Genomic DNA, 22,012 nt, shown 5'->3' with positions numbered 1-22,012 from the left:
GAGAATAAAATGAAAAAGTTACTTTTCGGTTCATTAATAGGATTGGCATTGATCATGTTTACAGGGTGTACAACAAGCGAAAATGCTGATGCAGAACAGAAGTGCCAGTCAGGCAAGTGCCAGAGTGACCAGGCAAAAGCTAAAAAATGCGCTGGAGAAAAACAGACAGATGCAAAATGCCAAAGCGGCGAAAAATGCGGTAAATAGTATTTATTTGCTTCACACTCCCTCTTTACCCGGCTTCCTGTGTTGCGCATCGTTATTCGTAACACAGCATACTCTTTTCTTATTCCGTTGATCACTATTCATCCGGAAATATTTGATCTTATGGGCACCTCTAATAACCCCATATGCTCATAACATTGCCGGCTTTGTTCTAGGCAAGGCACACTTTACAGACCTAGCCGTAGCTAAGTCGAAAAAGTGTAACGCCGCATAGGGCAAAGCCGGCATTGCCCAAAGGGTGGGCTTTGCAGACGCGATCTTTCACAAGAGGCTTCCATCGTCTTAGCTTTGGCTAGGACTTGAAAGCCTCTTGCAAAATCTCACATCTGCAAAACCCATTATGGGCGTATGGGGTTATTAGAGGTGCCCTTATACAAATTCCCTTTCCTCTTCCTCCATACACCAATCATGTTCTGCCTGCTGACAGCATACATATACCAACACTCCGATCTTAAACATTTACACACGCATTACACAACAGTTACCCTATACTTTCACTGTATCAAATCATTGTGATACGGCATATAAAAAATCTAAAAAGGAGTTCCCATGTTAAAACATATCTACCCATTTACAAAAGATCTGTTAAGTCATGGACAGAGTCTCTCCTTGCTGTTTGCCCGTCTGGCTATCGCATACGGTTTCTATGAACCGGCTATGCAGAAGTGGTCTGACATCAGTGCAGTAGCAACATGGTTTGGCTCTATAGGCATTCCGTTCCCGACACTTAATGCCTATATGGCTGCAACAACTGAAATAACAGGTGTAGTTCTTTTGACATTGGGACTCTTTACGCGTCTTATCTCACTTCCCTTGATCGTTGTTATGACAGTAGCGATCATCACGGTACACCTTCCACACGGATTCAGTGCTGGTAACAACGGTTTTGAGATACCGCTTTACTATATGTTGTTCTTAACTATATTTGCTTCGTTTGGAGCCGGAAAATTCAGTCTCGACCACCTGCTGTTTGGGGATGAACAATAATAAAAAAGGAAAAATCATGAAAAAATTGCTACAACTTGGACTTATCATCGCGGGTGCCGCCGCCTTTACACTTACTGCAGCTAACGCTACCTGCGGATCAGGGAAAGAAGCACCCAAAGAGATGAAGTGTCAAACCGGTAAATGTGGTGCAAACAAAGTATCTCCCAAAAAGATGAAATGTCAAGCAGGCAAATGCGGTGAAGGGAAAGGTGTCCCCAAAGAGATGAAGTGTCAGGCTGGTAAATGCGGTGCAAACAAAGTATCTCCCAAAGGACAAAAATGCCAAGCCGGCAAATCCGGTGCCGGGACAATGGAAAGTAAAAAGATGGAAGATATGAAAAAAAGCGGTAAATGCGGCAAAGGCAAATGCGGTTCCAACTAACTCTCCCTATTCGTGTGCCTTTGGCACACACTTTCACATTTTCTTCACAAATCATGTATAATATCTTTTATTCAAAAAAAGGTACTTCATGAAACAAATACTTATATCTCTTATTGTTCTTGCAGCGCTCACAGGATGCCAGGAAAAACAAAAAGACCAGGCTGAACATGATAAAAAAGTGGCACAACAGGCAAGAGAAGAGCTGCTCAGAGAGCTCCAAGCAGAAGCAGAAGCCAAACGTAAGAGAGAGCTTGAAATACAACAGCAGGGGAAACTTGCAAATATCGGTATTATCACCACTCCTGACGGAAAGATCATTATCGATACCGACAAGACAAAAAGCTACTTGGAACAATTTGCCAAAACAGTGAAAGAAAAAACAGACAGGCTGACTGCTGATATACACCGAGGGGTAGTTGAAGAGAAAGAGGCCGGTATAGAAGTCAATGAAACACATATTCATATCGATCTGAACAAAACCAAAAATTTTTTGGAGCACTGGGCTGAGAGAATGGCAGAGTTTGCAAAAGAATTTGATACTATTGCACAGGAGCTTAACAAAACAACCTATTAAAGGACTATCATGCAGCAGATAGATATGCATTCTGATGAATTCCAGGCAGAACTGGAAAAAACATGGAATTTTGTACAAAAGGTCAACAAGCAGTTCGGGTTCGTACAGAACCCCAATGAAGAGGTCAACGAAGGTGTCGCCATGGGGCTTGCACGCAACAAGCTTATTTACGGTAAAAGATTCTGTCCCTGTTTCATGGTCATTGGAGAAACCAAAGAGGAGCAAAAGAGTGCTGATAACCGTATCTGTCCGTGTAAACCGGCTCTTGAAAAGGAGATCCCGGAAGACGGGCTGTGCCACTGCGGAATATTCTGTACTCCCGAATATGCTGCAGCACAGGCACAACATGATGAGATAGAAGAGGTCGTACACCAGCACTCAAAAGGCCTTACCAAAGAGCAAGCCCGGATGCTGCTGAAAGAAGAACAGCTTGATGGAGATGAACTTGAGGCACTCCTTGAAGCCAGAAATCTGGGTATGGTTGACTTTACACTGATAGATGTACGTGAATTTATGGAATTCCAGATGGGGCACATCGCAGGAACAGACTCTCTTGTACCAACCTCACAGTTCTATGCAAAAATCGAAGAACACAATGATAAGAAAGACTCCCCTGTCATCGTTTACTGCCATACTGGAAGCAGAAGTTTCCAGGTACAGCACGCTATGAAGGCTTTGGGATTTGAACATGTATGCAACCTCAGACCCGGGATCATTGCCTATTCGGGAGATATTAAAAAGGGATAGTACAGCCTTCCCTCTTCCGAAAGAGACCCCTGTTGCAACACTATGCATCTAAAAGTCCAGATCACCTGCATCATGTCCGTAAAAATCATTGATAATAGCATATCTTTATATTAGCTTAAATAAAGTGAAGCAAAATGGGAGAATGATATAAGAAGATAAAGGGATGGGGAGCAAAAGCTCCCCAGGAAATAGAATTATTTAGCCAATGCTGCTTTGGAAGCTTCCGCTACTTTAGTGAAGGCTTCAGGATTGTTCATTGCCATATCGGCAAGAATCTTTCTGTCAAGCTCGATGTTTGCGAGTTTAAGACCGTGCATAAATCTTGAATAGTTCAAGCCATTGAGTCTTGCCGCCGCATTAATACGAATGATCCAGAGTTTTCTGAAATCTCTTTTCTTTTGTCTTCTATCTCTGTAAGCATATACTAATGAACGCTCGAGTTGTTCTTTCGCTTTTCTGAAATGTTTTCTTCTACCGCTGTAGAACCCTCTTGCCTGTTTTAATAGTTTTTTGTGACGTCTGTGTCTAACAATACCAGTTTTTACTCTCATGGTTTTCCTTTACCGTTTTCTTTATTCAGAAATAGGTGTCAAACTTCTCAGAGTTTGAACTTGCCCCGTTTTCGGGGGAACCTCTACTTCAGTTGAATCGTCTTATACGATCATCTCTTTGATGTTTTTTGCATCTACTGCGTCAACATGCTTCGGACTTCTCATCTGTCTGTGATGCTTGCCGTCAACTTTGGTAAGGATGTGGCTTCTGTACGCCGTTCCTCTTTTGATCTTGCCGCTTTTTTTCACTTTAAAACGCTTTACAGCGCCTTTTACGCTTTTCATTTTAGGCATATGCTTACTCCCTGTTGAATTTTTTATGTGCAATGGAACTGCTGTTCTATTGTCATAAAATGGGACGGTATTATACCGAAATTTTCTGAAATATTTATAAATTAATGTTATCCTTCATCTGCCGGCTTGACAAACAAGCATATTCAGGGAACATATGTGTTAAAATATTTTCACTAAAACAGAGGGCACTTCGTGGACAAAGCAACTGAAATACTTTCCCAAAAAAAAAGACTTCTTACTGAGATCTACTTCGACCTGCAGCGCCATTTTGAAGAGAAGTACGGTAAAGATGCTCTTGTTCTTATGGAGATCGGCACCTTCTTCGAGGTCTATGAGGTCAATAATGACGACCTTAAAATCGGAAAAGCCAAGGAGATCGCTGAGCTGCTCAATATCCAGCTTACCCGTAAAAGCAAAGCTGTACTGGAGAACTCTGTCAGCAATCCGCTGCTTGCCGGCGTACCGGCAGTTTCACTCGACCGTTACCTCTCACGTCTCATCGCTACCAAAAAATACACCATTATTGTTGTTAAACAAAAAGGCGAGATGCCCAATGTAAAACGCTATGTGGCCAACATTATCAGTCCAGGTACCAACTTCGAGTATCTGAGCGAACCGACAGAAAACAATATTGTCTCTTTGCTCATTGATGCAAATGCCGGGATCTACTCAGTAGGGTATGCAGCCATCGATGTCAGTACAGGAAAGACCATCTGCAATGAGATCCACTCAACACGCGATGACAAAACCTATGCACTCGATGAAGCGTTCAATCTGCTGCAGACCTATACAACTTCAGAAGTGATCATCACACTGGAGAGCAAAGAGATCGATCTTGAGTGGCTGACACACTACCTGGAGCTGAGCTCGATACACTGTACAGTCAACACCAGACACTTCAAGATCACCTACCAGAACGAACTCTTTAACCGCATCTTCGAGATAAACTCTTTTCTCAGTGCCATAGAGTTTCTCGACCTTGAACGACACCCTTACACAACGGAAGCACTGGCCGTGCTCATCGACTTTATTATTGAGCATGATGAGAGTATTATAGAGAAGATGAACCGTCCGCAGTTTCTGGGTAACAGCCGCTATATGTACATCGGCAACAATGCGATGGAGCAGCTTTCTGTCATCAGTCGTGACCCTGGGGAGATGACCCTGCTTGACCTTATTGACAAAACATCAACCGCCTTTGGAAAACGCCTGCTCAAAGAACGGCTGCTCAACCCCATCTGTGACAAATCTCTACTGGAAGAGCGTTACGATCTGGTAGAGAAACTGATGCCAAGTATTGACCGTTTCGAGACACACCTCAAGCAGATCTATGATCTGGAGCGTATAGCGCGGCGCATAAAGCTTCGGAAGCTCCATCCTGTAGAACTGACATATATTGCTATGTCACTGGAGTCAGTCCTGAAACTGCTTGAAGATGCCCAGGTAAATGGATTGGAGATAGAAACTCACCTTCAGGATGAAACACAGGAGATGCTTACCGTACTTGAAGAGACATTCGAACTGGACATCTGTGCACGCTTCCGGATCGAGCAGATCAATGACAATATATTCAAGCAAGGGGTCTATCCTGCTATTGATACTATTGTCAGATCGCAACAAAAAGAGGTTGACAAAATGGAACAGGTTGCTGAACATGTCGAGTCACTCTTTGATAAAGACAAGCTCTTCTCTTCTTCCGGTACACGCTATACTTCCGTAAGCTATCTGGAGAGTGAGGGTTACTTTATCAACCTGACAAAGAACCGTTTCTCCCTTATAGAAAAGAGACTCAAAGACTCTTTTGTCACCATTGACAACCAACACCACTTCTTTAAGGACTTCCAGTACAAACACCTTAAAAACGCTGTCAAAGTCCAGGCTCCGCTCTTTGACGAAATTACCCGCTCCTATGAGACAGCACAGATCAAACTGATCTCACTTGTCAAACAGCGCTACATTGAGAGTCTGAACCTGCTGGAGAAGCGCTTTTCCCTTCTGCTTGATAAGCTCATTGTCTTCATCGCAAATATTGATGTCGCTATCTCTACAGCAAAATGTGCCAAAAGCATGAATCTTGTCCGTCCTATCATTGAAGAGGGCAACTTCTATGAAGCGATCGGACTCAGGCATCCTATCATCGAGGCCAATGATGAGCGGGGCATTTATGTTCCTAACGATATCTATCTTGGAGAGAACAACAATACAGTACACAACCACATTACCCTAAATGCCAGTAATGGGGAGGATGTACTTGGTGTATTGCTTTACGGTATCAACTCTTCAGGAAAGTCTTCACTTATGAAGAGCATTGGGCTGTCGGTGATACTGGCCCAGGCAGGTTTTTTTGTACCGGCAGTTGAATTGCGTTTTGGAATGTACGACAAACTCTTTACCCGTATTGTGAGCAAGGACAACCTCTACAAAGGCTTAAGCACCTTCTCTGTGGAGATGATGGAACTAAAGAACATCTTCAACCGTGCCGATACACGCTCACTGATACTTGGAGATGAGATATCACAGGGAACCGAAACCGAATCTGCACTTGCCATCGTCTCTTCGGCTATCTTGAAGCTCATCTCTTTGCGTTCTACCTTCATTTTTGCTACCCACCTGCATCAGCTGGGCAATATCGCCCAGCTTAAAGAGCTTAAACATCTCATCTTCCTTCACCTTGGTATTAAATACGATGAGTGCAGCGACACCCTCATCTACAACCGTGTACTGCAGCTGGGGCAGGGAGACAGTCTCTACGGGCTTGAGTTCGCCAAATCACTGCATATGGATAAAGAGTTTCTTCAAACAGCACAAGATATCCGTGAGAGCCTGAACCACTCAGACAGTGAGGTTAAAAAACTGCGCAGACAGAAAAGCAGCAAATACAACAAAGCCCTCTACCTGACAAAATGTGCCCTGTGTGACAAAAATGTCGAAGATGTCCACCACATTGCCCATCAGAATCAGGCAAACGAAACTGGTCACATCGACCATTTCCATAAAAACCACAAATACAACCTCATCCCCCTCTGCAGACAACATCACCAGATGGTACATGAGGGAAAGATCGTCATATCAGGCTTTATGATGACATCAGAAGGCCTCAAACTGCATTATCAGATCAATGAGCATTGAGCATATAAAATACTTAGACTGATCATCTACTCTTGTCAACGGGTTTTAGAAATCTGTGAAAGTTCCTGCTCAAAAAATTTATGGTGTCACAGCAGTTTTGCAGCAAAGCGCAGATATTTTACAAGATGACTCTGTATCACTCTTTCTTTTTTCTTTGTTGACGTAACAAAGAAAAAGAGTAATAAAGAGAATATGCAAACCAACATTGGATCAAAAGAAAATGTTATAAGTATTCTCTGCACTCCATAAGGAGTGCGAGGAAGTATTTTGAGAGAGGCGTACTTACTTCTTAAGCGGTGTGACGTACATATTGATGTAACGTCCCTCCTGCTTCGGAGGTGACTCAAGCTGTGCAATATCCTCAAGCATCGGCCAGACACGGTTGAGCACTTCAACACCCCACTCAGGGTTAGCCATCTCGCGCCCTCTCAGGAATACTCTCAGTTTTACGTGTTTGCCTTTTTCAAGAAATTCACGTGCATGCTTTACTTTGTAGGCAATGTCGTTCTCAGCGATCTTGCAAGAGAACTTAACCTCTTTGACTTCGATCTTCTTCTGATTCTTTCTTGCCTCTTTTTTCTTCTTTTCTTGTTGGTATTTATGTTTACCGTAGTCCATAATCTTAGCAACAGGTGGTTTTGCCTGAGGAGAGACAAGCACAAGGTCAAGTCCTTTCTCTTCTGCAATCTTTAACGCTTCGTCTCTTGAGATAATGCCGAATTGTTCCCCATCATCTGTTAAAACTCTTAGTTCACTGGCGCGGATCGCATCATTCATGATGGTATCGTCAGCTTTTTTTCTACCCCTGTTTCTATCGTTTTGTCTACTCAAATTTTTCCTTCTTGAAGTTGTTTGGTTAATTCTACCATAAATTCGTCTTGTGTAAGATTATACTGTTCTCTTCTTCTTCGGTTACGAATTGCGACACTGTTATTGCTCACTTCTTCATCCCCGATGATCACAACATACGGAACACGCTGCTTTTCAGCGGTTCTGATACGTTTGTTGAGTGAATCATTTTTGTCATAAACTTCAGAGTCTATACCCTCAAGGAGCAACTTTTTCTTAAGTCTGTATGCATACTCTTTATGTGATTCGGAGATCGGTACAAAGATCACCTGTGTCGGAGCAATAAAGAACGGGAACTCTCCTGCATAGTGTTCTGTCAAGATACCTATGAATCGTTCGAATGATCCAAGAATAGCACGGTGGATCATAACCGGACGTTTTCTGCTGTTGTCTTCTGCAACATACTCTACATCAAAACGCTCAGGCAGGTTGAAGTCTACCTGGATGGTCCCGCACTGCCACTTTCTGCCAATCGCATCAGTGATCTTGATATCGATCTTCGGTCCGTAGAATGCACCACCACCCTCATCGATCGTGTACGGCAGGCCATTGCCTTCAAGAGCCTCTTTAAGCCCCTGTGTCGCCATCTCCCATACAGCATCTTCACCGATCGCTTTTTCCGGCTTGGTTGCGATCTCCATCGTATACTCAAAACCAAAGAGCTTCATAACCGAGTCAACGAACTCCACTACCTCAAGGACCTCAGAAGCAATCTGCTCCGGTGTACAGAAGATATGTGCATCATCCTGAGTAAATTCTCTTACGCGAAGCAGTCCGTGAAGTACTCCCGATTTCTCATGTCTGTGTACCACACCGTATTCATAATACCTCAACGGCAGATCACGGTAACTCTTCTGTGTCTGCTTGAATATCTGAATATGTCCGATACAGTTCATCGGTTTGATGCCGTACTCCTGATCCTCTATCTCGGTCAGATACATGTTTTCTCCGTAACAGGCATAGTGTCCGGAGGTTCTCCACATATCAGATTTCAGTATCTCCGGACCGCGTACAGGATAATACTCTCTGACTCGGTGTGCTTTATGAAGGATCTCCTCAAGTTTGGCACGAAGCTTTGCTCCCTGAGGCATCCAGAACGGCAGTCCGGCACCCGACTCTTCATTGAACATGAAAAGTTCCATTTCCGTACCGATCTTACGGTGATCACGCTTTTTCGCCTCTTCCATCATGATCGTATAGGCCTTGAGCGCCTCTTTGGTTGCAAATGCCACACCATAGATACGGGTGAGCATCTCAGCGTTCTCATCACCCCCAAGGTAGGCACCCGCTACACGGGTAAGTTTGAAGTTATTCAAAAAACGCAGTGCAGGGACATGTGGTCCTCGACAGAGATCTTCAAAGTCACCCTGCTTATAGATAGAGACTCTATCATCAGGGATACGTGAAAGTACCGCCTGTTTCAGATCATCATTGGCAAATTTCCTAAGTGCTTCCTCTTTGGATATCTCGTACTTTTCAATCTTGTACTTCTTTTTGATAAGCTCTTTCATCTTCTTTTCGATTGTTTTGAGATCCTCTTCCGAGATCTTCTCATCGACTCTGAAGTCATAATAGAATCCTTCGTCTACAACCGGTCCGACAAAGAACTTCGCGCTGGGATAGAGCTCCGAGATCGCCTGTGCCATCAAGTGTGCCGTAGAGTGGCGGATAATCTCCAGTGCTTTTTCGCTGTTGTCATACTCAATAGGTGTTGCGTTGCAGTTCTCCCCTGCACTCTGTGTATCGATAATATTGCCCTGGTCATCTAGGTAACCGATAAGATTTTCGCTCAAAATAAACCTTTTGCTTTTGGTATCACACCACATAGATGCGTTAAAAATGGAGCTATTATAGCCAAAATCAACTTTTATTCTAAAATAGAAAAGGTATGATCATCTCAGACTGCAATAAAAGGAAAAGAACGCAATGGTCTTGTTTCTATTCCTGTTGCTTCTTGGCAATCTCATGATAAAAGTAGTGATAACGGTCAGGATCTTTTTTAGCCCTGTACATCGCTTCATCCGCATATTTTGACAGCATCATGGCTATACGGCTGTCATCAGGATAAAGACTCACACCTATACTGAGTTCAATAGGAACAACAGTGTTTCCCACCTTGTGACGGCCGATCACATTTCTCTCCAGTCTAGCCAAAAACTTCTCCATATAGATTTTCTTCCGTTTCGTAATAATAACAAACTCGTCTCCTCCCAGACGTGCAAGAAAATCATCTTCATCGATATTCTCAGAAAGTCTTCGTGCTACCTCCTTGAGTACCTCATCACCTACATGATGTCCATGCGTATCATTGATCACCTTAAATTTATTCAAATCAATGAAAAGCAGGGCAAAAGGCTCCTTCTTATTGATCAGTTCCATGATCGTGTCTTTGTACTTTTTTCTGTTCGCTGCCCCTGTCAAGGCATCATATGTTGCATCATAGACCACTTCATTGAGTGTCTGATTCAATTCCGTGTTCTCTTCATCTATCCTGATAATAGTTTTCAAATAGAAAAGAGGGATCAGAAATGTAGTCATTGCAAAGGTAACAATAATGTCACTGTGGGCTTTCCAGTAAGACGAATAGGTAAACAACGCGACCCAGGAAATAGCTGCGATCACCATACTCGAGTAGAAAAAATATACCCCCAGGCTCAACCCGCTGTGCATTACGATCAGTATATAGAATGGGAAAAGAAAGAGGCCATGCTCTCCAAAAGAGACAATAAAGTAGGTCAGGACTGCAAGATCAATAAAGATCAACAGGTTTTTACGCAGAGTGACCACCTTGCTGGGAAAAACGGAGATAAAATAAAAATGCAAAATCGAAAAAAGTGTCAATACAAGCAGTGTAAACCCTGCCAACAGAGCCTTTTCTGCTATTTTACCATCACTCTGCCCCGAAAGAACAAATGCCAATAATGTCAGAATGAGAAGTGCAATAAACCTGCCACTTGCATGTTTCCGCTCTTTTTGATAACAGATATTCTTAAAAAGCATAAAACTCCATCCTTTTTACTATCATACAGAGAAAACACTTAAGTTTCCGTTGCACAGGCATAGTACGGCATAAGTTCTACACATCTTATCGTATTCAAAAGGTCATGTTTTAAAATGTATGAAAGTGATGACTTTTCTTCAACAATATTTTATAGGTTTGTGCAAATCAAGGGGGGGAGTGAAGTTGGCACATTTATCACGAAAAGTCATCCAGAAGGAGAGAGCCTCTTAATATTAAGGGAGGAGGAAAAAGTTGCTCTCTGGCCTTCCTTCTGGCATTATAACACCCATTTGTGAACTATTTGTGTAGCAGTTACAGATATGAACAGCAGTAGTCTGTTACTACCTTGACACTCACCTGAAACTTGCTGTTTGCGGGGACGTTAAACGACTCAGCGCTCTTGATCGTTTGCCATTCATCAGCTCCTGGAAGCTTGACATCCAGCTCACCTGAAACAATCTCCATCAATTCTGCTGCATCGGTACCGAACTCATACTCTCCCGGCAACATGAATCCCAGTGTTTTTCTGCTTCCATCTTCGAACATTACTGTTCGGCTTGTTACAGCGCCGTCAAAATAGCTGTTCCCTTCCAAGAGAACCGTTACATTATTAAACTGTTTCATCAGATATTTTCCTTTTTTGCGTATTATAACCAAACTACACACATACTCTACAGTAAGATTTTATACTTGGGTAAAAAGGATTTTTCATGCCAAAGGAGAGTTTTACTTTAATAGATAACCGTAACGGCAAACAGTACGAATATCCTGTGTTGAAAGGGAGCAGGGGACCTGATGTACTCGATCTTCGTACATTCTTCAGTGATACCGGTCTCTTCTCTTATGATCCGGGTTATACATCCACAGCAAGCTGCAGATCAAACATAACATTCATCAATGGCAAAAAAGGAGAACTGCGCTACCGTGGTATTCCCATAGAGGAATTGGCTACAGAACATACCTATCTTGAAACCTGCTATCTTCTGCTCAATGGTGAACTCCCCTCTGCCCAAAAGCTTCTTGCATTTGATCTGGAAATACGCCACCGCGCTTTTCTGCATGAAGGGTTACGCCACCTTTTCAATGCCTTTCCGGACAATGCGCACCCTATGGCAACTCTTTCTGCTGCTGTGACTGCCCTTGCTTCTTTTTATGATGAACACTTGAACATGGAAAATGGGACTGAATATCTGGAAATGGCACACCGTATCATTGCAAAGATCCCGACAATTGCAGCCTTTGCCTACAGACATTCACTTGGTATCCCCTTTATTCAACCGGATATTGACCTTGCTTTCACAAGGAACTTTCTGACAATGATGCGTGCCTACCCCGGCGGGAAGATGCATCTTGGGACAGAAGGGCATGATGAGATCAAAGAGGTTGAAGTACGTGCCCTTGACACTATTTTTACCCTTCATGCGGACCATGAGCAAAATGCCTCTACCACTGTGGTACGTAATGTTGCCTCAACAGGAGCCCATCCCTATGTTGCCATTGCTTCGGGTATCTCTGCACTTTGGGGACGGGCACACGGAGGTGCCAACGAATCGGTCATTGCCCAGCTTGAAATGATAGGTTCCGTTGACAGGGTGGACACATTTATTGCAAAAGCCAAGGATCCGGATGATCCATTCAGGTTGATGGGCTTTGGACACCGTGTCTATAAAAACTTTGATCCGCGCGCCAGAATCCTAAAAAAACTTCAGGATGAGCTTAAAGAGGAGATAGGCTTGAACTCACATCTCATGGAGATTGCAGAGAAAGTAGAAGAGATTGCTCTTAGTGATGAGTACTTCATCTCGAGAAACCTCTATCCCAATATCGATTTTTATACCGGTATCATCCTCACTGCACTTCAGATTCCAAAAAGTATGTTCACCCCTGTTTTCGTGATCGGCAGAACCGTAGGATGGATCACGCAATGGATTGAGTTCAAACAGGATCCCCAGTCCAAGATCGCCAGACCAAGACAGCTCTATAGCGGGCAATAGCCAATAGTAAAAAAGGATAACCTCTTCAAATATGCAGACCCCAAAAAACAAACGTATCGAAGGACTCGACATTTTCAGAGGTATAGCGATCTGTTTGATGATCTGTTTCCACTTCTTTTATGATCTGAACCATTTTAACCTGATAGAGATTGACCTGGGCCATGATACCTTTTGGCTTGCTTTCAGATATCTGATCATCAGTATGTTTCTCATTGGTGCGGGGATCAGTCTTGCGCTGACACACCAGAACGGTATACGGTGGAAGCATGTTCTCAGGCGTTCTATCATCCTTTTTGCCGCTTCTCTTGCAATTAGTGTTGTGACCTATCTGCAGTTCCCGTCATCCTGGGTCTATTTCGGCATTATCCACTTTATCTTCATTGCGTCTCTTGCGGGCCTTCTCTTCATCCGCTTCCCTGCAGTCGCTTTGATCCTGGCCGCCATACTTCTTATTGGTTCATTCTTTCAGTGGTTTCATATGCACTGGCTCTTTAGTATGCTTCAGCCTCTATTGATGCTCCCGTCCCGTTATACTGTCGACCTTGTACCTTTTGTCCCATGGTTTGCTGCTGTTCTGCTCGGGATCTTCCTGACAGGGTATAATCTGCATTTCAAACCTTTCCACTTTCTCGAAATGTCCATGCGCTCCATTCGTACCGCCTCTCCTCTCTCTTTTCTCGGCAGACACTCTCTGCTTATCTATCTGCTGCATCAGCCTCTCATCTTCGGCATCTTTCTGCTGCTTGTATAACAGGTAAAAATAAGCGTTTTTTTTGTTTTTTCCATACCTAAGGTTAAAAAAAGGGTTAAAATGGATTATTTTACGAGATAGATAGGTTATTTTGGATTTTAAGCATTTATGGAGATATTCACATAAAAAAGCGAATAGGAATTACTAAAGGGCACCTCTAATAACCCCATACGCCCATAATGGGTTTTGCAGATGTGAGATTTTGCAAGAGGCTTTCAAGTCCTAGCCAAAGCTAAGACGATGGAAGCATCTTGTGAAAGATCGCGTCTGCAAAGCCCACCCCTTTGGGCAATGCCGGCTTTGCCCTATGCGGCGTTACACTTTTTCGACTTAGCTACGGCTAGGTCTGTAAAGTGTGCCTTGCCTAGAACAAAGCCGGCAATGTTATGAGCATATGGGGTTATTAGAGGTGCCCTAAAAATTATTTTAGTTTGCTGCACTGGTTTGGCTAAAGAGTCTGAATGGAGAGGGAGTTTGCTTAAAGGCAAATGACCAAACAGAATGAAGCAGTTTCGTCAAAAAGTAGTAAATGGATCAGCCTTCGTGACTACACTCCGGTTCCTGCACTAAAAATGACAAACAGCTCTCACAGAGAGTGCTGGCACAAGGCCACTTTCTTTGACGTGCATCATTGACACCCCACACACTCCTGTGATCTGTCTTCTACATCTCCTGTCGTTTCAGGTGACTGGCTTCTGAGATAGTATGTCGACTTCAGTCCAAACTTCCACGCATTCATGTAGATCTCATTCAGGTATTTGCCGCTTGCTTTGTCAAGCGTAATGAAGATGTTCAGGGACTGTCCCTGGTCAAGCCACTTCTGTCTGATCGCTCCTGCTTTGATGAGAAGGTTCTGGTCCAGATCATAGGCAGGGATATAGTACTGCCAGGTATCAGGTGAGAGCTTCGGAGCCGTTACAGGAATGAGTCCGGAGAGATTCTCCTCAAACCATTTTCTCTTGTATACTGGTTCTATCGCCTGCGTCGTACCTGTCAAAATGGAGATAGAACTTGTTGGTGCGATCGCCATGAGGTATCCGTTACGCATGCCGTCTTTTTGTACTTTCTCCCTGAGTCTCTGCCAGTCATGGCTGTAACCGAACAGACCACCTCTGTCAACCAGTTTGCAGGCATTTTCATTGGCTTTGTCAATAGGCAGAATCCCTTTGGACCAGTCAGACCCTTCAAAATTCGGATAGACACCTTTTTCAAGTGCAAGATTGCTTGATGCTTCTATCGTATAGTAAGAGAAAGACTCCATGACTTCATCGATCTTTTCAAGGTGTTCCGAACTCCCCCACTCAATCTGGTGTTCAGCCAGCATCTGTGCTTCACCCATGACCCCCAAACCAATGGAACGGGACTTTTCATTGGTACGCTTTACTTTGGCAAGCGGATAGAAGTTCAGATCAATGACATTATCCAGCATGCGTACAGCAACCGGTACAACTCGTTCAAGATCTTCTCTGGTGTTGATCTTGGAAAGGTTGACAGAAGCAAGGTTACACACTGCTGTATCCCCGTCTATCTTCTCTTTGTCAACGATCCAGATCTGTTTACCATCAATACTGTCAAGGGCTGTGACCTTCTTTGCAGGCTTGGTCATGCCGCTGTCAACAGTGACAAGCTCATTCTCCTCATACGATACTGTCGTACCATCCTCAAATACAAACTGTGACCGGTAGTGGTTTGGTGCCGTATTTTGGAATATCTCCGTACAGAGGTTGGTACTGCGTATCACTCCTGCATGCTTGTTCGGGTTGGCACGGTTGGCTGTATCTTTAAAGGTAAGGAATGGATTCCCTGTCTCAAAATAGGAACGCAGGATCTCTTTCCATAGTCCCTTGGCAGAGATACGCTCTCTGGTGATATCCTCTTCACTGTTCTCAAGCTCGATATATCGCTTCTCAAACTCCTCGCCGTAAAGTTCTGTCAATTCGGAAACTTCGAACGGATCAAAAAGTGTCCACATCTCATCATTGGCTACCCTCTTCATGAAAAGATCATTAAGCCAGAGGGCAGGGAAGAGATCATGTGCTCTGCGGCGCTCCTCCCCGGAGTTTTTCTTCAAGTCCAGAAAATCTTTCACATCAACATGCCAGGGCTCAATGTAAACTGCAATAGCTCCTTTTCGGGTCCCAAGCTGATCGACAGCAATGGCAACATCGTTGGCGATCTTAAGAAACGGTACAATACCTCCTGCTGCATGTTTATGCCCGTCAATATAAGAGCCCATACCTCGCACCAAGGACCAGTCCCAACCGATACCACCACCAAACTTGCTCAGCAGCGCCATCTCTTTGTATCCGTCAAAGATCCCTTCTATATTATCGGGAGTCGATCCGATATAGCAGGAGCTGAGCTGATGTCTCGGTGTACGTGCATTGGAGAGTGTCGGTGTAGCCGCCATCACCTCGAACTTACTTAAAATATCGTAAAACTTCTTTGCCCAGGTCTGACAGTCAAACTCATTTTGTGCGAGGAACATTGCAACTCCCATAAAGAGCTGTTGCGGAAGCTCGATAGGCACACCCTGTCTGTCTTTGATAAGATATCTGTCATAAAGGGTACGGATACCAAGATAGTTGAACTGCAGATCACGCTCGGGCTTGATATAGTCATTGAGGTCATCAAGATCATATTTCTCCTTCAGCCCAAGAACAATACGTCCCTCTTTCTCCCCTTTTTCAAAATAGTCCCGAAGGTGATTGTAACCGGTAAACCCTGTAACTTTATGGTAAAGATCGTAAAGGAAAAGACGTGCGGCCACAAAAGTCCAGTTTGGTCGATCGATATCAATCTTGTCTACCGCTGTTTTGATCAGTGTTGTCTGTATCTCCTCGGAGGAGATCATGTCACGAAACTGTAGTTTTGCATCGACTTCCAATTCACTCTGACTTACCCCCTCAAGGCCTTCAACAGCCGCAGAGGTATATTTCTGTATTTTGGTAACATCCAACGTCTCCACTCTTCCGTTCCGTTTCACTACACGAATCATACATACTCCTAATTGTAAGGGTACAGTAGAAATACCCATATGAAAATACCTCATTTTTGAGGTAAAAAGATTAACCGATTTTACTCAAATTATTGTTAAGTGTGTTTGAAATTACGTATCATTTTTAGACAATATTTTTATAAGAAAATATGATAGTTTTTGAAACTGCGGGGTAGCGGCAGTTTGTGCAAATACAAGGGTGGTTTATCTCAAAAAAAATACCTCTAAAATGAGATTTTTTACAGATTTTCCACTTACGGTCAGAAGGTCTGTTCTATACCTTCTGACTACAGTTTTATTTAAAAACCCTATCGAATATCCTGTCTACATTCTTGGTATAGTAATCATAGTTAAAGCATTCACGGATCTGCTCTTCGGAAAGGAATTTTCCAAGCTCCTCATCTGCAAGCAGATACTGAAGATAGAGAGACTCCCCTTTTTCATTGAGGGTCGGTTTACCCTGCTGTATCTCTTCCCATACCTTCATAGCATTACGCTGAACGATCTTGTATGCATCCTCACGACTTACTCCTGCTTTTGGCAGTTCAAGCAGTACACGCTGAGAGAAGACAAGTCCGCCTGTAAGGTTCAGGTTCTTCATCATGTTCTCCGGCATAACAGTCATGTTGGCGATCACATTGTTCATTCGGTGAAGCATAAAGTCCGTGGTAATAAATGAGTCAGGCAGCCAGAAACGTTCCGTAGATGAATGGGAGATGTCTCTCTCATGCCAGAGTGCGACATTCTCCATAGCCGGTGTTGCATAGGCCCTGATGATACGGGCAAGTCCGGTAATATTCTCTGTAAGGATCGGGTTTCTTTTATGCGGCATCGCCGAAGAGCCTTTTTGGCCTTTTGCAAAATACTCTTCTACTTCATATACTTCTGTTCTCTGCCAGTGACGTACCTGTACAGCAAACTTTTCAACAGAAGATGCCAAAAGTGCCAATGCACTGGCCAGGCGTGCATAACGGTCTCTCTGAATCACCTGGTTGGAAACAGGTGCCGGCTTGAGCCCCAGCTCTTCACAGGCAATCTCTTCAAGCTCAAGCGGTGCATGCGCAAAGTTGCCCATTGCTCCTGAGATCTGGCCTACCCGGATCACTTCCATGGTCTGTTCAAGATTCTCCAGGTGTCTGGCCATCTCATCATACCAGACTGCCAGGACAAGACCAAATGTAATAGGCTCACCATGTATACCATGGCTTCTTCCGACCATCAGTGTCATCTTATGCTCAAAAGCTCTCTTTTTGATTGACTCCATCATCATCTTGACATCTTCGATGATGATCCTGAGAGATCGTACCATTTGCAGTGCTACAGCTGTATCGACAGTATCAGAACTTGTCATTCCATAGTGAAACCAGCGGCTCTCCTCTCCGAGTGTTTCAGCAACTGATGTCGTAAAAGCGATCAGGTCATGCTTTGTCACCGCTTCTATCTCATCAATACGTTCCACAGAGAACCCGGCATTTTCTATGATCTTCTTTGCATCCTCATCCGGGATAAGCCCCAACCTGTTCCAGGCTTTGACCACGGCAAGCTCTACATCCAGCCATGCCTGATATTTTGCCTGCATTGTCCAGTTTTCAGCCATCTCTTTACGTGAATATCGTTCTACCATCTATTTGCCCTTTAAAGAGCCCTGCACAGACCATAAATCACTTGGTGATGTATCATCCTATATCAGGCCTCTATGAAAATTTTGATACAATTCTATCTAATTTCCCGTTATAAAGAGGTAAGCAGACTATGCCATTTGTCAAAGAGAGATTCACTGTTCCCGAGCGTATGCCTGCCTTTCTTTTTATCATGCGTGCTTTCAACTATACCCAGGGGGAAGCCCAGCGCCTCATCTGCAAAGGACGTCTTCTTATCGATGGAAAATCTATTTATAACCCTGGAACGAAGATAGATAGAGGAGAAGTAGAAGTAGTACATTTTAAAGCTTTATCCAAAGGCCGGATGCCTCTCTTCCAAAACAGGGACTTCATGGTGTTTGAAAAGCCCTCCGGTATTCTGGTACACCCAAATACCATGGCCACCCCCTACTCGATGCTCGATGAGATACGTGCACTGTGCGGGGATAAGGCCAATGCAACACATCGTATCGATATGGAGACATCCGGGCTGCTGCTGGCCAGTAAACACAAAAAGGCAGAGCATTACCTAAAGAGTGCGTTTGAGCTCAAAAAGATACAAAAAAGCTATCTTGCATGGGTTGACGGAGAAGTAAGCGAACCTTTTTCCGTTGATATGCCCATCAAGATCAATAACGACTACTCAAAATGCAAACACAAAGTCTTTGTCGAAGCGGAGGGAAAGTATGCACATACCGATTTCAAACCGCTTATGTATGATGAAACACTTGATGCCACACTGGTGGCCTGCTACCCGCTTACCGGACGTACACATCAGATCAGAGTCCACTTGTTTCACGTGAAACACCCTATTTTAGGCGACCCTATCTATGGCACTGCTTTCCATGCTGCCAACGAATACCTGGAAGGCACTCTGTCTCAGGAAGAACGACTCGAACAAACCGGGTCAACACGTTTGATGCTGCATGCCCAGACATTGAAGTTCACATATGGAGCAACCTATTTTATTGAAAGCAAAGTGGGTTTTACCAAGATGAAAGGATTGATCTGTCCTAAAGAAAAACGGGTTTTCAACGCGAGAAATCAGAAATACTGATATACACAACCCTTTCCTTCAAAGAATTTTAGAGAAAATCACGCATAAGCGCATTTTTTAGGGTACCTTCCACACCAAACACTGGAAGAAGTTTAAATATAGAAACCGTTAAACATGGTGCATCTGGAAATGCACCCTACTCGTCATCCGGTGAACGGTTCGCATCATACACGAACCATCCACCACCGACACCCACAACCAGTACAATCAGTGTCAGTAACGCGATCTCTACACTACTCATGGCTTTCTCCTTCCAGTTCCTGCTCTCTAAGCTGACCGCACGCTGCAGAGATATCAAGCCCTTTTGATTCTCGTATAGTACAGTGCAAGCCTCTCTTTGTCAAGTATTCCTGGAATTTCTTCATATCTGCTTCACTCGGACGTTTAAACTCTGTACCGCCATAGGGATTAAAGTAGATCAAATTGACCTTTGCTTTGATTCCCTCAAGCAGTTTAAGCAGTTTCTTTGCTGCAGAGATGTCATCATTGACATCTTTGATGACAAGATATTCAAACATGACACGTTTTCGGTCATTGACAGGAAAATTTTTGACGGCAGTAATAATTGACTCAATGTTATAGGCTTTATTGATAGGCATCAACTGTTGTCTGAGCTCATCATCCACTGCATGCAGAGAAATGGCCAGATTAATACCAAGCTCCATTCTCCCCAGCTTTTCTATCTTGCTTGAAAGCCCGGAAGTTGAGATTGTCTGACGATGCGGAGAGATTGCCATACCTTCCTTCTCAGCAAAAATCTTCACAGCCCTGGCTACAGCATCGAGATTGTCAAGCGGTTCTCCCATCCCCATGAAAACGATATTGACACGGCGGTTGGCAGCGATATCATTATCCTTTTTGATCATACGAAGCTGTTCAACGATCTCTCCTGCTGTCAAATTTCGCATAAAACCACCCTTTGCAGTTAAACAAAAGGCACATCCTACCTTACACCCTACCTGAGAAGAGATACAGACAGTATAGCGCTCCTGGTGCTTTACAGAGCCATCTTCATGATACTCCTTGTCCCGCATCAGTAAAAGTACTGCTTCGACTGTATGCCCGTCATGAAGTTCGAAAAGGTATTTCCGGCTACCATCCATACTCTCCTGTACTGTTACAGTCTTAAGCGGTGTAAGTGTATACACCGCATCCAATTCTTCCCGCATTGCTTTAGGCAGATTCTTCATCTCCTCAAAAGAGGTCGCATATTTGTGGTAGATCCACTGGTAAACCTGCTTGGCACGAAATGCCGGTTTGATCTTTTCTGCCAGTTCCTCTTTTGTCAGATCCTGGATTATCTTTTTCATTTTCTGTTTCTTTATCCCGTAGTATTTATTATAAAATGGGTACCCGTTTTGCTGTACAGGGGTAATCCCGTATAGATGCCTTTTATTTCCCGGCACGTGCTTTGACATAGAGATCCAGCCTCTGCATCGCCTCTTTGTGATTTTTGAGAAAATCCTCGTGGGCACTTTCATCACAGTAGTTGGTCACAATGAAAATACCTGCCGCAGGGATACCATACATCTGTGCGACTTTGAGTACTGCAAAAAACTCCATATTCTCCAGATGGATACTTTGTGCAGTATAGTATTTCCAGATCTCTTTATTTGTCGTAATATAATTCGACGTATTAACAATGGTTTCCCTGTTTTCGAGAGTTTCACGTGAAACATGAGCGCCCTTAAAGGAAGTCAAACTGCTTTGACTTAGCAGACTTGCAACCGAAGGTGCATCACCTTCAGTACCGCCATAGGCAGACACCATATTGTCAATAGGGGTATAGGCATCTTCAGTAAAAAAAGCCTGTTCAATATTCGCAGCGGTTCTCGACTCTACGATCTCAAATATCTCTTTCTCTCCATATGATCCTGCAGTACCGACAAAAACAATATAATCCGGCTTTTTTATTTCACAGATGCGGCTCAGATTAATTGCCGACTCTATCATCCCTATACCGACGGGCTGCGCAAAGTCGAACTGTTCGCTTTTCCCGGCACAAACGATCATTAGAGCCTCACCGGAATATTTTCATCTTTAAGGTAGCGTTTCAGATCCATGATATCTATCTCTCTAAAGTGAAAGATGGAAGCGGCCAATGCAGCATCGGCATTTCCTATAGTAAATGCCTCTTTTATATGTTCCATTGTTCCTGCTCCTCCGCTTGCAATGACCGGTATGTTCACCTCTTCCCCGATCCTCCGGTTCAGTTCATTGTCAAAGCCTGCTTTTGTTCCGTCAGCGTCCATCGAGGTCACCAACAGCTCACCTGCACCTCTTCTGTAAGCCTCTTTTGCCCACTCCAGAGCATCAATACCTGTATCATTCCGACCACCATGGGTAAAAACATGCCATTTCCGGTCATCGACTCTCTTGGCATCAATCGCTACCACAATACACTGTGAACCAAAACGTTTGGCACCCTCTTCGATAAAATCAGGCCGTTTGATAGCGGCAGAGTTGATACTTACTTTGTCGCATCCGACATTTAAAAGTGCATAAATATCTTCCAGCCTGCGGATACCGCCGCCTACTGTCAACGGAATAAAAATCTCCTGGGCAACTTTTTTGACTACGTCGACGATCGTCTCACGCCCCTCATGACTTGCGCCAATATCAAGGAAGGTAAGTTCATCAGCACCCTCTTCATTATAACGTCTGGCAACCTCTACCGGATCTCCGGCATCACGAAGTCCCACAAAGTTCACTCCCTTGACAACACGTCCGCTGTCAACATCAAGACAGGGAATGATACGTTTTGCAAAATAATCCATAATTGCTCCATAATCTTTGGACAGAATAACACTACGTTAACCTATCTTCGCTCAGA

The 22,012-nt window shown here is 43.8% G+C and carries 20 protein-coding genes; 9 read left to right on the top strand and 11 right to left on the bottom strand.

Going from position 1 to position 22,012, the window contains the following annotated elements:
- Positions 1-9 precede the first annotated feature (9 nt).
- The 5 genes from IMZ28_RS00505 (at position 10) to IMZ28_RS00485 (ending at position 2,915) form a co-directional block, all read left to right on the top strand.
- The gene (locus IMZ28_RS00505) at positions 10-207 is read left to right on the top strand and encodes a hypothetical protein (protein WP_197548710.1); all 198 of its coding nucleotides are present in this window, start codon (positions 10-12) and stop codon (positions 205-207) included.
- Between the two features lie 567 nt (positions 208-774).
- Positions 775-1,212, top strand: coding sequence for an HvfX family Cu-binding RiPP maturation protein (locus tag IMZ28_RS00500; protein ID WP_197548709.1), 438 nt, complete (start codon positions 775-777; stop codon positions 1,210-1,212).
- Between the two features lie 16 nt (positions 1,213-1,228).
- Positions 1,229-1,594, top strand: coding sequence for a hypothetical protein (locus IMZ28_RS00495; protein WP_197548708.1), 366 nt, complete (start codon positions 1,229-1,231; stop codon positions 1,592-1,594).
- A gap of 88 nt (positions 1,595-1,682) precedes the next feature.
- Entirely contained in the window at positions 1,683-2,168 is a 486-nt protein-coding gene (locus IMZ28_RS00490) for an MBL fold metallo-hydrolase (RefSeq protein WP_197548707.1), read from the top strand.
- A 9-nt stretch (positions 2,169-2,177) separates the two neighbouring features.
- Entirely contained in the window at positions 2,178-2,915 is a 738-nt protein-coding gene (locus IMZ28_RS00485) for a ferredoxin-thioredoxin reductase catalytic domain-containing protein (protein ID WP_197548706.1), read from the top strand.
- A 194-nt stretch (positions 2,916-3,109) separates the two neighbouring features.
- Here IMZ28_RS00485 and rplT read toward each other — a convergent pair whose 3' ends face one another.
- On the bottom strand, positions 3,110-3,466 hold the full coding sequence (gene rplT, locus IMZ28_RS00480) for a 50S ribosomal protein L20 (protein ID WP_197548705.1): 357 nt from the start codon (positions 3,464-3,466) through the stop codon (positions 3,110-3,112).
- Between the two features lie 102 nt (positions 3,467-3,568).
- Positions 3,569-3,760 (bottom strand): 50S ribosomal protein L35, encoded by a 192-nt coding sequence (gene rpmI, locus IMZ28_RS00475; RefSeq protein WP_197548704.1) that lies wholly within the window; start codon positions 3,758-3,760, stop codon positions 3,569-3,571.
- A 192-nt stretch (positions 3,761-3,952) separates the two neighbouring features.
- Here rpmI and IMZ28_RS00470 point away from each other — a divergent pair, with 192 nt between their 5' ends.
- Complete coding sequence (locus IMZ28_RS00470; RefSeq protein WP_197548703.1) at positions 3,953-6,889, top strand: MutS-related protein; 2,937 nt, start codon at positions 3,953-3,955, stop codon at positions 6,887-6,889.
- 282 nt (positions 6,890-7,171) lie between these two features.
- Here IMZ28_RS00470 and infC read toward each other — a convergent pair whose 3' ends face one another.
- The 4 genes from infC to ppnP form a co-directional block, all read right to left on the bottom strand.
- Positions 7,172-7,666: a translation initiation factor IF-3 gene (gene infC / locus IMZ28_RS00465; RefSeq protein ID WP_408646988.1), complete on the bottom strand. Its 495-nt coding sequence runs from the start codon at positions 7,664-7,666 to the stop codon at positions 7,172-7,174.
- A 50-nt stretch (positions 7,667-7,716) separates the two neighbouring features.
- Positions 7,717-9,531: a threonine--tRNA ligase gene (gene thrS / locus IMZ28_RS00460; RefSeq protein ID WP_197548701.1), complete on the bottom strand. Its 1,815-nt coding sequence runs from the start codon at positions 9,529-9,531 to the stop codon at positions 7,717-7,719.
- A gap of 145 nt (positions 9,532-9,676) precedes the next feature.
- Entirely contained in the window at positions 9,677-10,738 is a 1,062-nt protein-coding gene (locus IMZ28_RS00455; protein ID WP_197548700.1) for a GGDEF domain-containing protein, read from the bottom strand.
- A gap of 313 nt (positions 10,739-11,051) precedes the next feature.
- Positions 11,052-11,363 carry a pyrimidine/purine nucleoside phosphorylase gene (ppnP, locus tag IMZ28_RS00450; protein ID WP_197548699.1) on the bottom strand — a complete coding sequence of 104 codons (312 nt, stop codon included), beginning with the start codon at positions 11,361-11,363 and terminating at the stop codon, positions 11,052-11,054.
- Between the two features lie 86 nt (positions 11,364-11,449).
- Between ppnP and IMZ28_RS00445 the strand changes: the two genes are divergently transcribed.
- Positions 11,450-12,733, top strand: coding sequence for a citrate synthase (locus tag IMZ28_RS00445; RefSeq protein WP_197548698.1), 1,284 nt, complete (start codon positions 11,450-11,452; stop codon positions 12,731-12,733).
- Positions 12,734-12,764: 31 nt separating this feature from the next.
- The gene (locus IMZ28_RS00440; RefSeq protein ID WP_197548697.1) at positions 12,765-13,484 is read left to right on the top strand and encodes a heparan-alpha-glucosaminide N-acetyltransferase; all 720 of its coding nucleotides are present in this window, start codon (positions 12,765-12,767) and stop codon (positions 13,482-13,484) included.
- A gap of 628 nt (positions 13,485-14,112) precedes the next feature.
- Here IMZ28_RS00440 and IMZ28_RS00435 read toward each other — a convergent pair.
- Both IMZ28_RS00435 and purB read right to left on the bottom strand, forming a co-directional pair.
- Positions 14,113-16,482, bottom strand: coding sequence for a ribonucleoside-diphosphate reductase subunit alpha (locus IMZ28_RS00435; protein WP_197548696.1), 2,370 nt, complete (start codon positions 16,480-16,482; stop codon positions 14,113-14,115).
- Positions 16,483-16,777: 295 nt separating this feature from the next.
- Entirely contained in the window at positions 16,778-18,106 is a 1,329-nt protein-coding gene (gene purB, locus IMZ28_RS00430; RefSeq protein WP_197548695.1) for an adenylosuccinate lyase, read from the bottom strand.
- A gap of 128 nt (positions 18,107-18,234) precedes the next feature.
- Between purB and IMZ28_RS00425 the strand changes: the two genes are divergently transcribed.
- Positions 18,235-19,179: an RluA family pseudouridine synthase gene (locus tag IMZ28_RS00425; protein WP_197548694.1), complete on the top strand. Its 945-nt coding sequence runs from the start codon at positions 18,235-18,237 to the stop codon at positions 19,177-19,179.
- Between the two features lie 233 nt (positions 19,180-19,412).
- Here IMZ28_RS00425 and rlmN read toward each other — a convergent pair whose 3' ends face one another.
- The 3 genes from rlmN to hisF form a co-directional block, all read right to left on the bottom strand.
- The gene (rlmN, locus tag IMZ28_RS00420; RefSeq protein WP_197548693.1) at positions 19,413-20,489 is read right to left on the bottom strand and encodes a 23S rRNA (adenine(2503)-C(2))-methyltransferase RlmN; all 1,077 of its coding nucleotides are present in this window, start codon (positions 20,487-20,489) and stop codon (positions 19,413-19,415) included.
- An 82-nt stretch (positions 20,490-20,571) separates the two neighbouring features.
- Positions 20,572-21,192, bottom strand: coding sequence for a phosphorylase family protein (locus tag IMZ28_RS00415; RefSeq protein WP_197548692.1), 621 nt, complete (start codon positions 21,190-21,192; stop codon positions 20,572-20,574).
- Positions 21,192-21,956: an imidazole glycerol phosphate synthase subunit HisF gene (gene hisF / locus IMZ28_RS00410; RefSeq protein ID WP_197548691.1), complete on the bottom strand. Its 765-nt coding sequence runs from the start codon at positions 21,954-21,956 to the stop codon at positions 21,192-21,194. Before hisF ends, IMZ28_RS00415 begins: the two co-directional genes overlap by 1 nt.
- Between the last annotated feature and the right edge of the window lie 56 nt (positions 21,957-22,012).

The organism is Sulfurovum indicum (assembly GCF_014931715.1).
GTDB classification, from domain to species: domain Bacteria; phylum Campylobacterota; class Campylobacteria; order Campylobacterales; family Sulfurovaceae; genus Sulfurovum; species Sulfurovum indicum.
The sequence above is the reverse complement of the archived record's forward strand: the minus strand, read 5'-3'. Positions and strand labels throughout refer to the sequence as shown.

Coding starts and splice junctions, on each gene's coding strand:
- IMZ28_RS00505 (WP_197548710.1), top strand. CDS start 10: ATGAAAAAGTTACTTTTCGGTTCATTAATAGGATTGGCATTGATCATG.
- IMZ28_RS00500 (WP_197548709.1), top strand. CDS start 775: ATGTTAAAACATATCTACCCATTTACAAAAGATCTGTTAAGTCATGGA.
- IMZ28_RS00495 (WP_197548708.1), top strand. CDS start 1,229: ATGAAAAAATTGCTACAACTTGGACTTATCATCGCGGGTGCCGCCGCC.
- IMZ28_RS00490 (WP_197548707.1), top strand. CDS start 1,683: ATGAAACAAATACTTATATCTCTTATTGTTCTTGCAGCGCTCACAGGA.
- IMZ28_RS00485 (WP_197548706.1), top strand. CDS start 2,178: ATGCAGCAGATAGATATGCATTCTGATGAATTCCAGGCAGAACTGGAA.
- rplT (WP_197548705.1), bottom strand. CDS start 3,466: ATGAGAGTAAAAACTGGTATTGTTAGACACAGACGTCACAAAAAACTA.
- rpmI (WP_197548704.1), bottom strand. CDS start 3,760: ATGCCTAAAATGAAAAGCGTAAAAGGCGCTGTAAAGCGTTTTAAAGTG.
- infC (WP_408646988.1), bottom strand. CDS start 7,666: ATGAATGATGCGATCCGCGCCAGTGAACTAAGAGTTTTAACAGATGAT.
- IMZ28_RS00455 (WP_197548700.1), bottom strand. CDS start 10,738: ATGCTTTTTAAGAATATCTGTTATCAAAAAGAGCGGAAACATGCAAGT.
- ppnP (WP_197548699.1), bottom strand. CDS start 11,363: ATGAAACAGTTTAATAATGTAACGGTTCTCTTGGAAGGGAACAGCTAT.
- IMZ28_RS00445 (WP_197548698.1), top strand. CDS start 11,450: ATGCCAAAGGAGAGTTTTACTTTAATAGATAACCGTAACGGCAAACAG.
- IMZ28_RS00440 (WP_197548697.1), top strand. CDS start 12,765: ATGCAGACCCCAAAAAACAAACGTATCGAAGGACTCGACATTTTCAGA.
- IMZ28_RS00435 (WP_197548696.1), bottom strand. CDS start 16,482: ATGATTCGTGTAGTGAAACGGAACGGAAGAGTGGAGACGTTGGATGTT.
- purB (WP_197548695.1), bottom strand. CDS start 18,106: ATGGTAGAACGATATTCACGTAAAGAGATGGCTGAAAACTGGACAATG.
- IMZ28_RS00425 (WP_197548694.1), top strand. CDS start 18,235: ATGCCATTTGTCAAAGAGAGATTCACTGTTCCCGAGCGTATGCCTGCC.
- rlmN (WP_197548693.1), bottom strand. CDS start 20,489: ATGAAAAAGATAATCCAGGATCTGACAAAAGAGGAACTGGCAGAAAAG.
- IMZ28_RS00415 (WP_197548692.1), bottom strand. CDS start 21,192: ATGATCGTTTGTGCCGGGAAAAGCGAACAGTTCGACTTTGCGCAGCCC.
- hisF (WP_197548691.1), bottom strand. CDS start 21,956: ATGGATTATTTTGCAAAACGTATCATTCCCTGTCTTGATGTTGACAGC.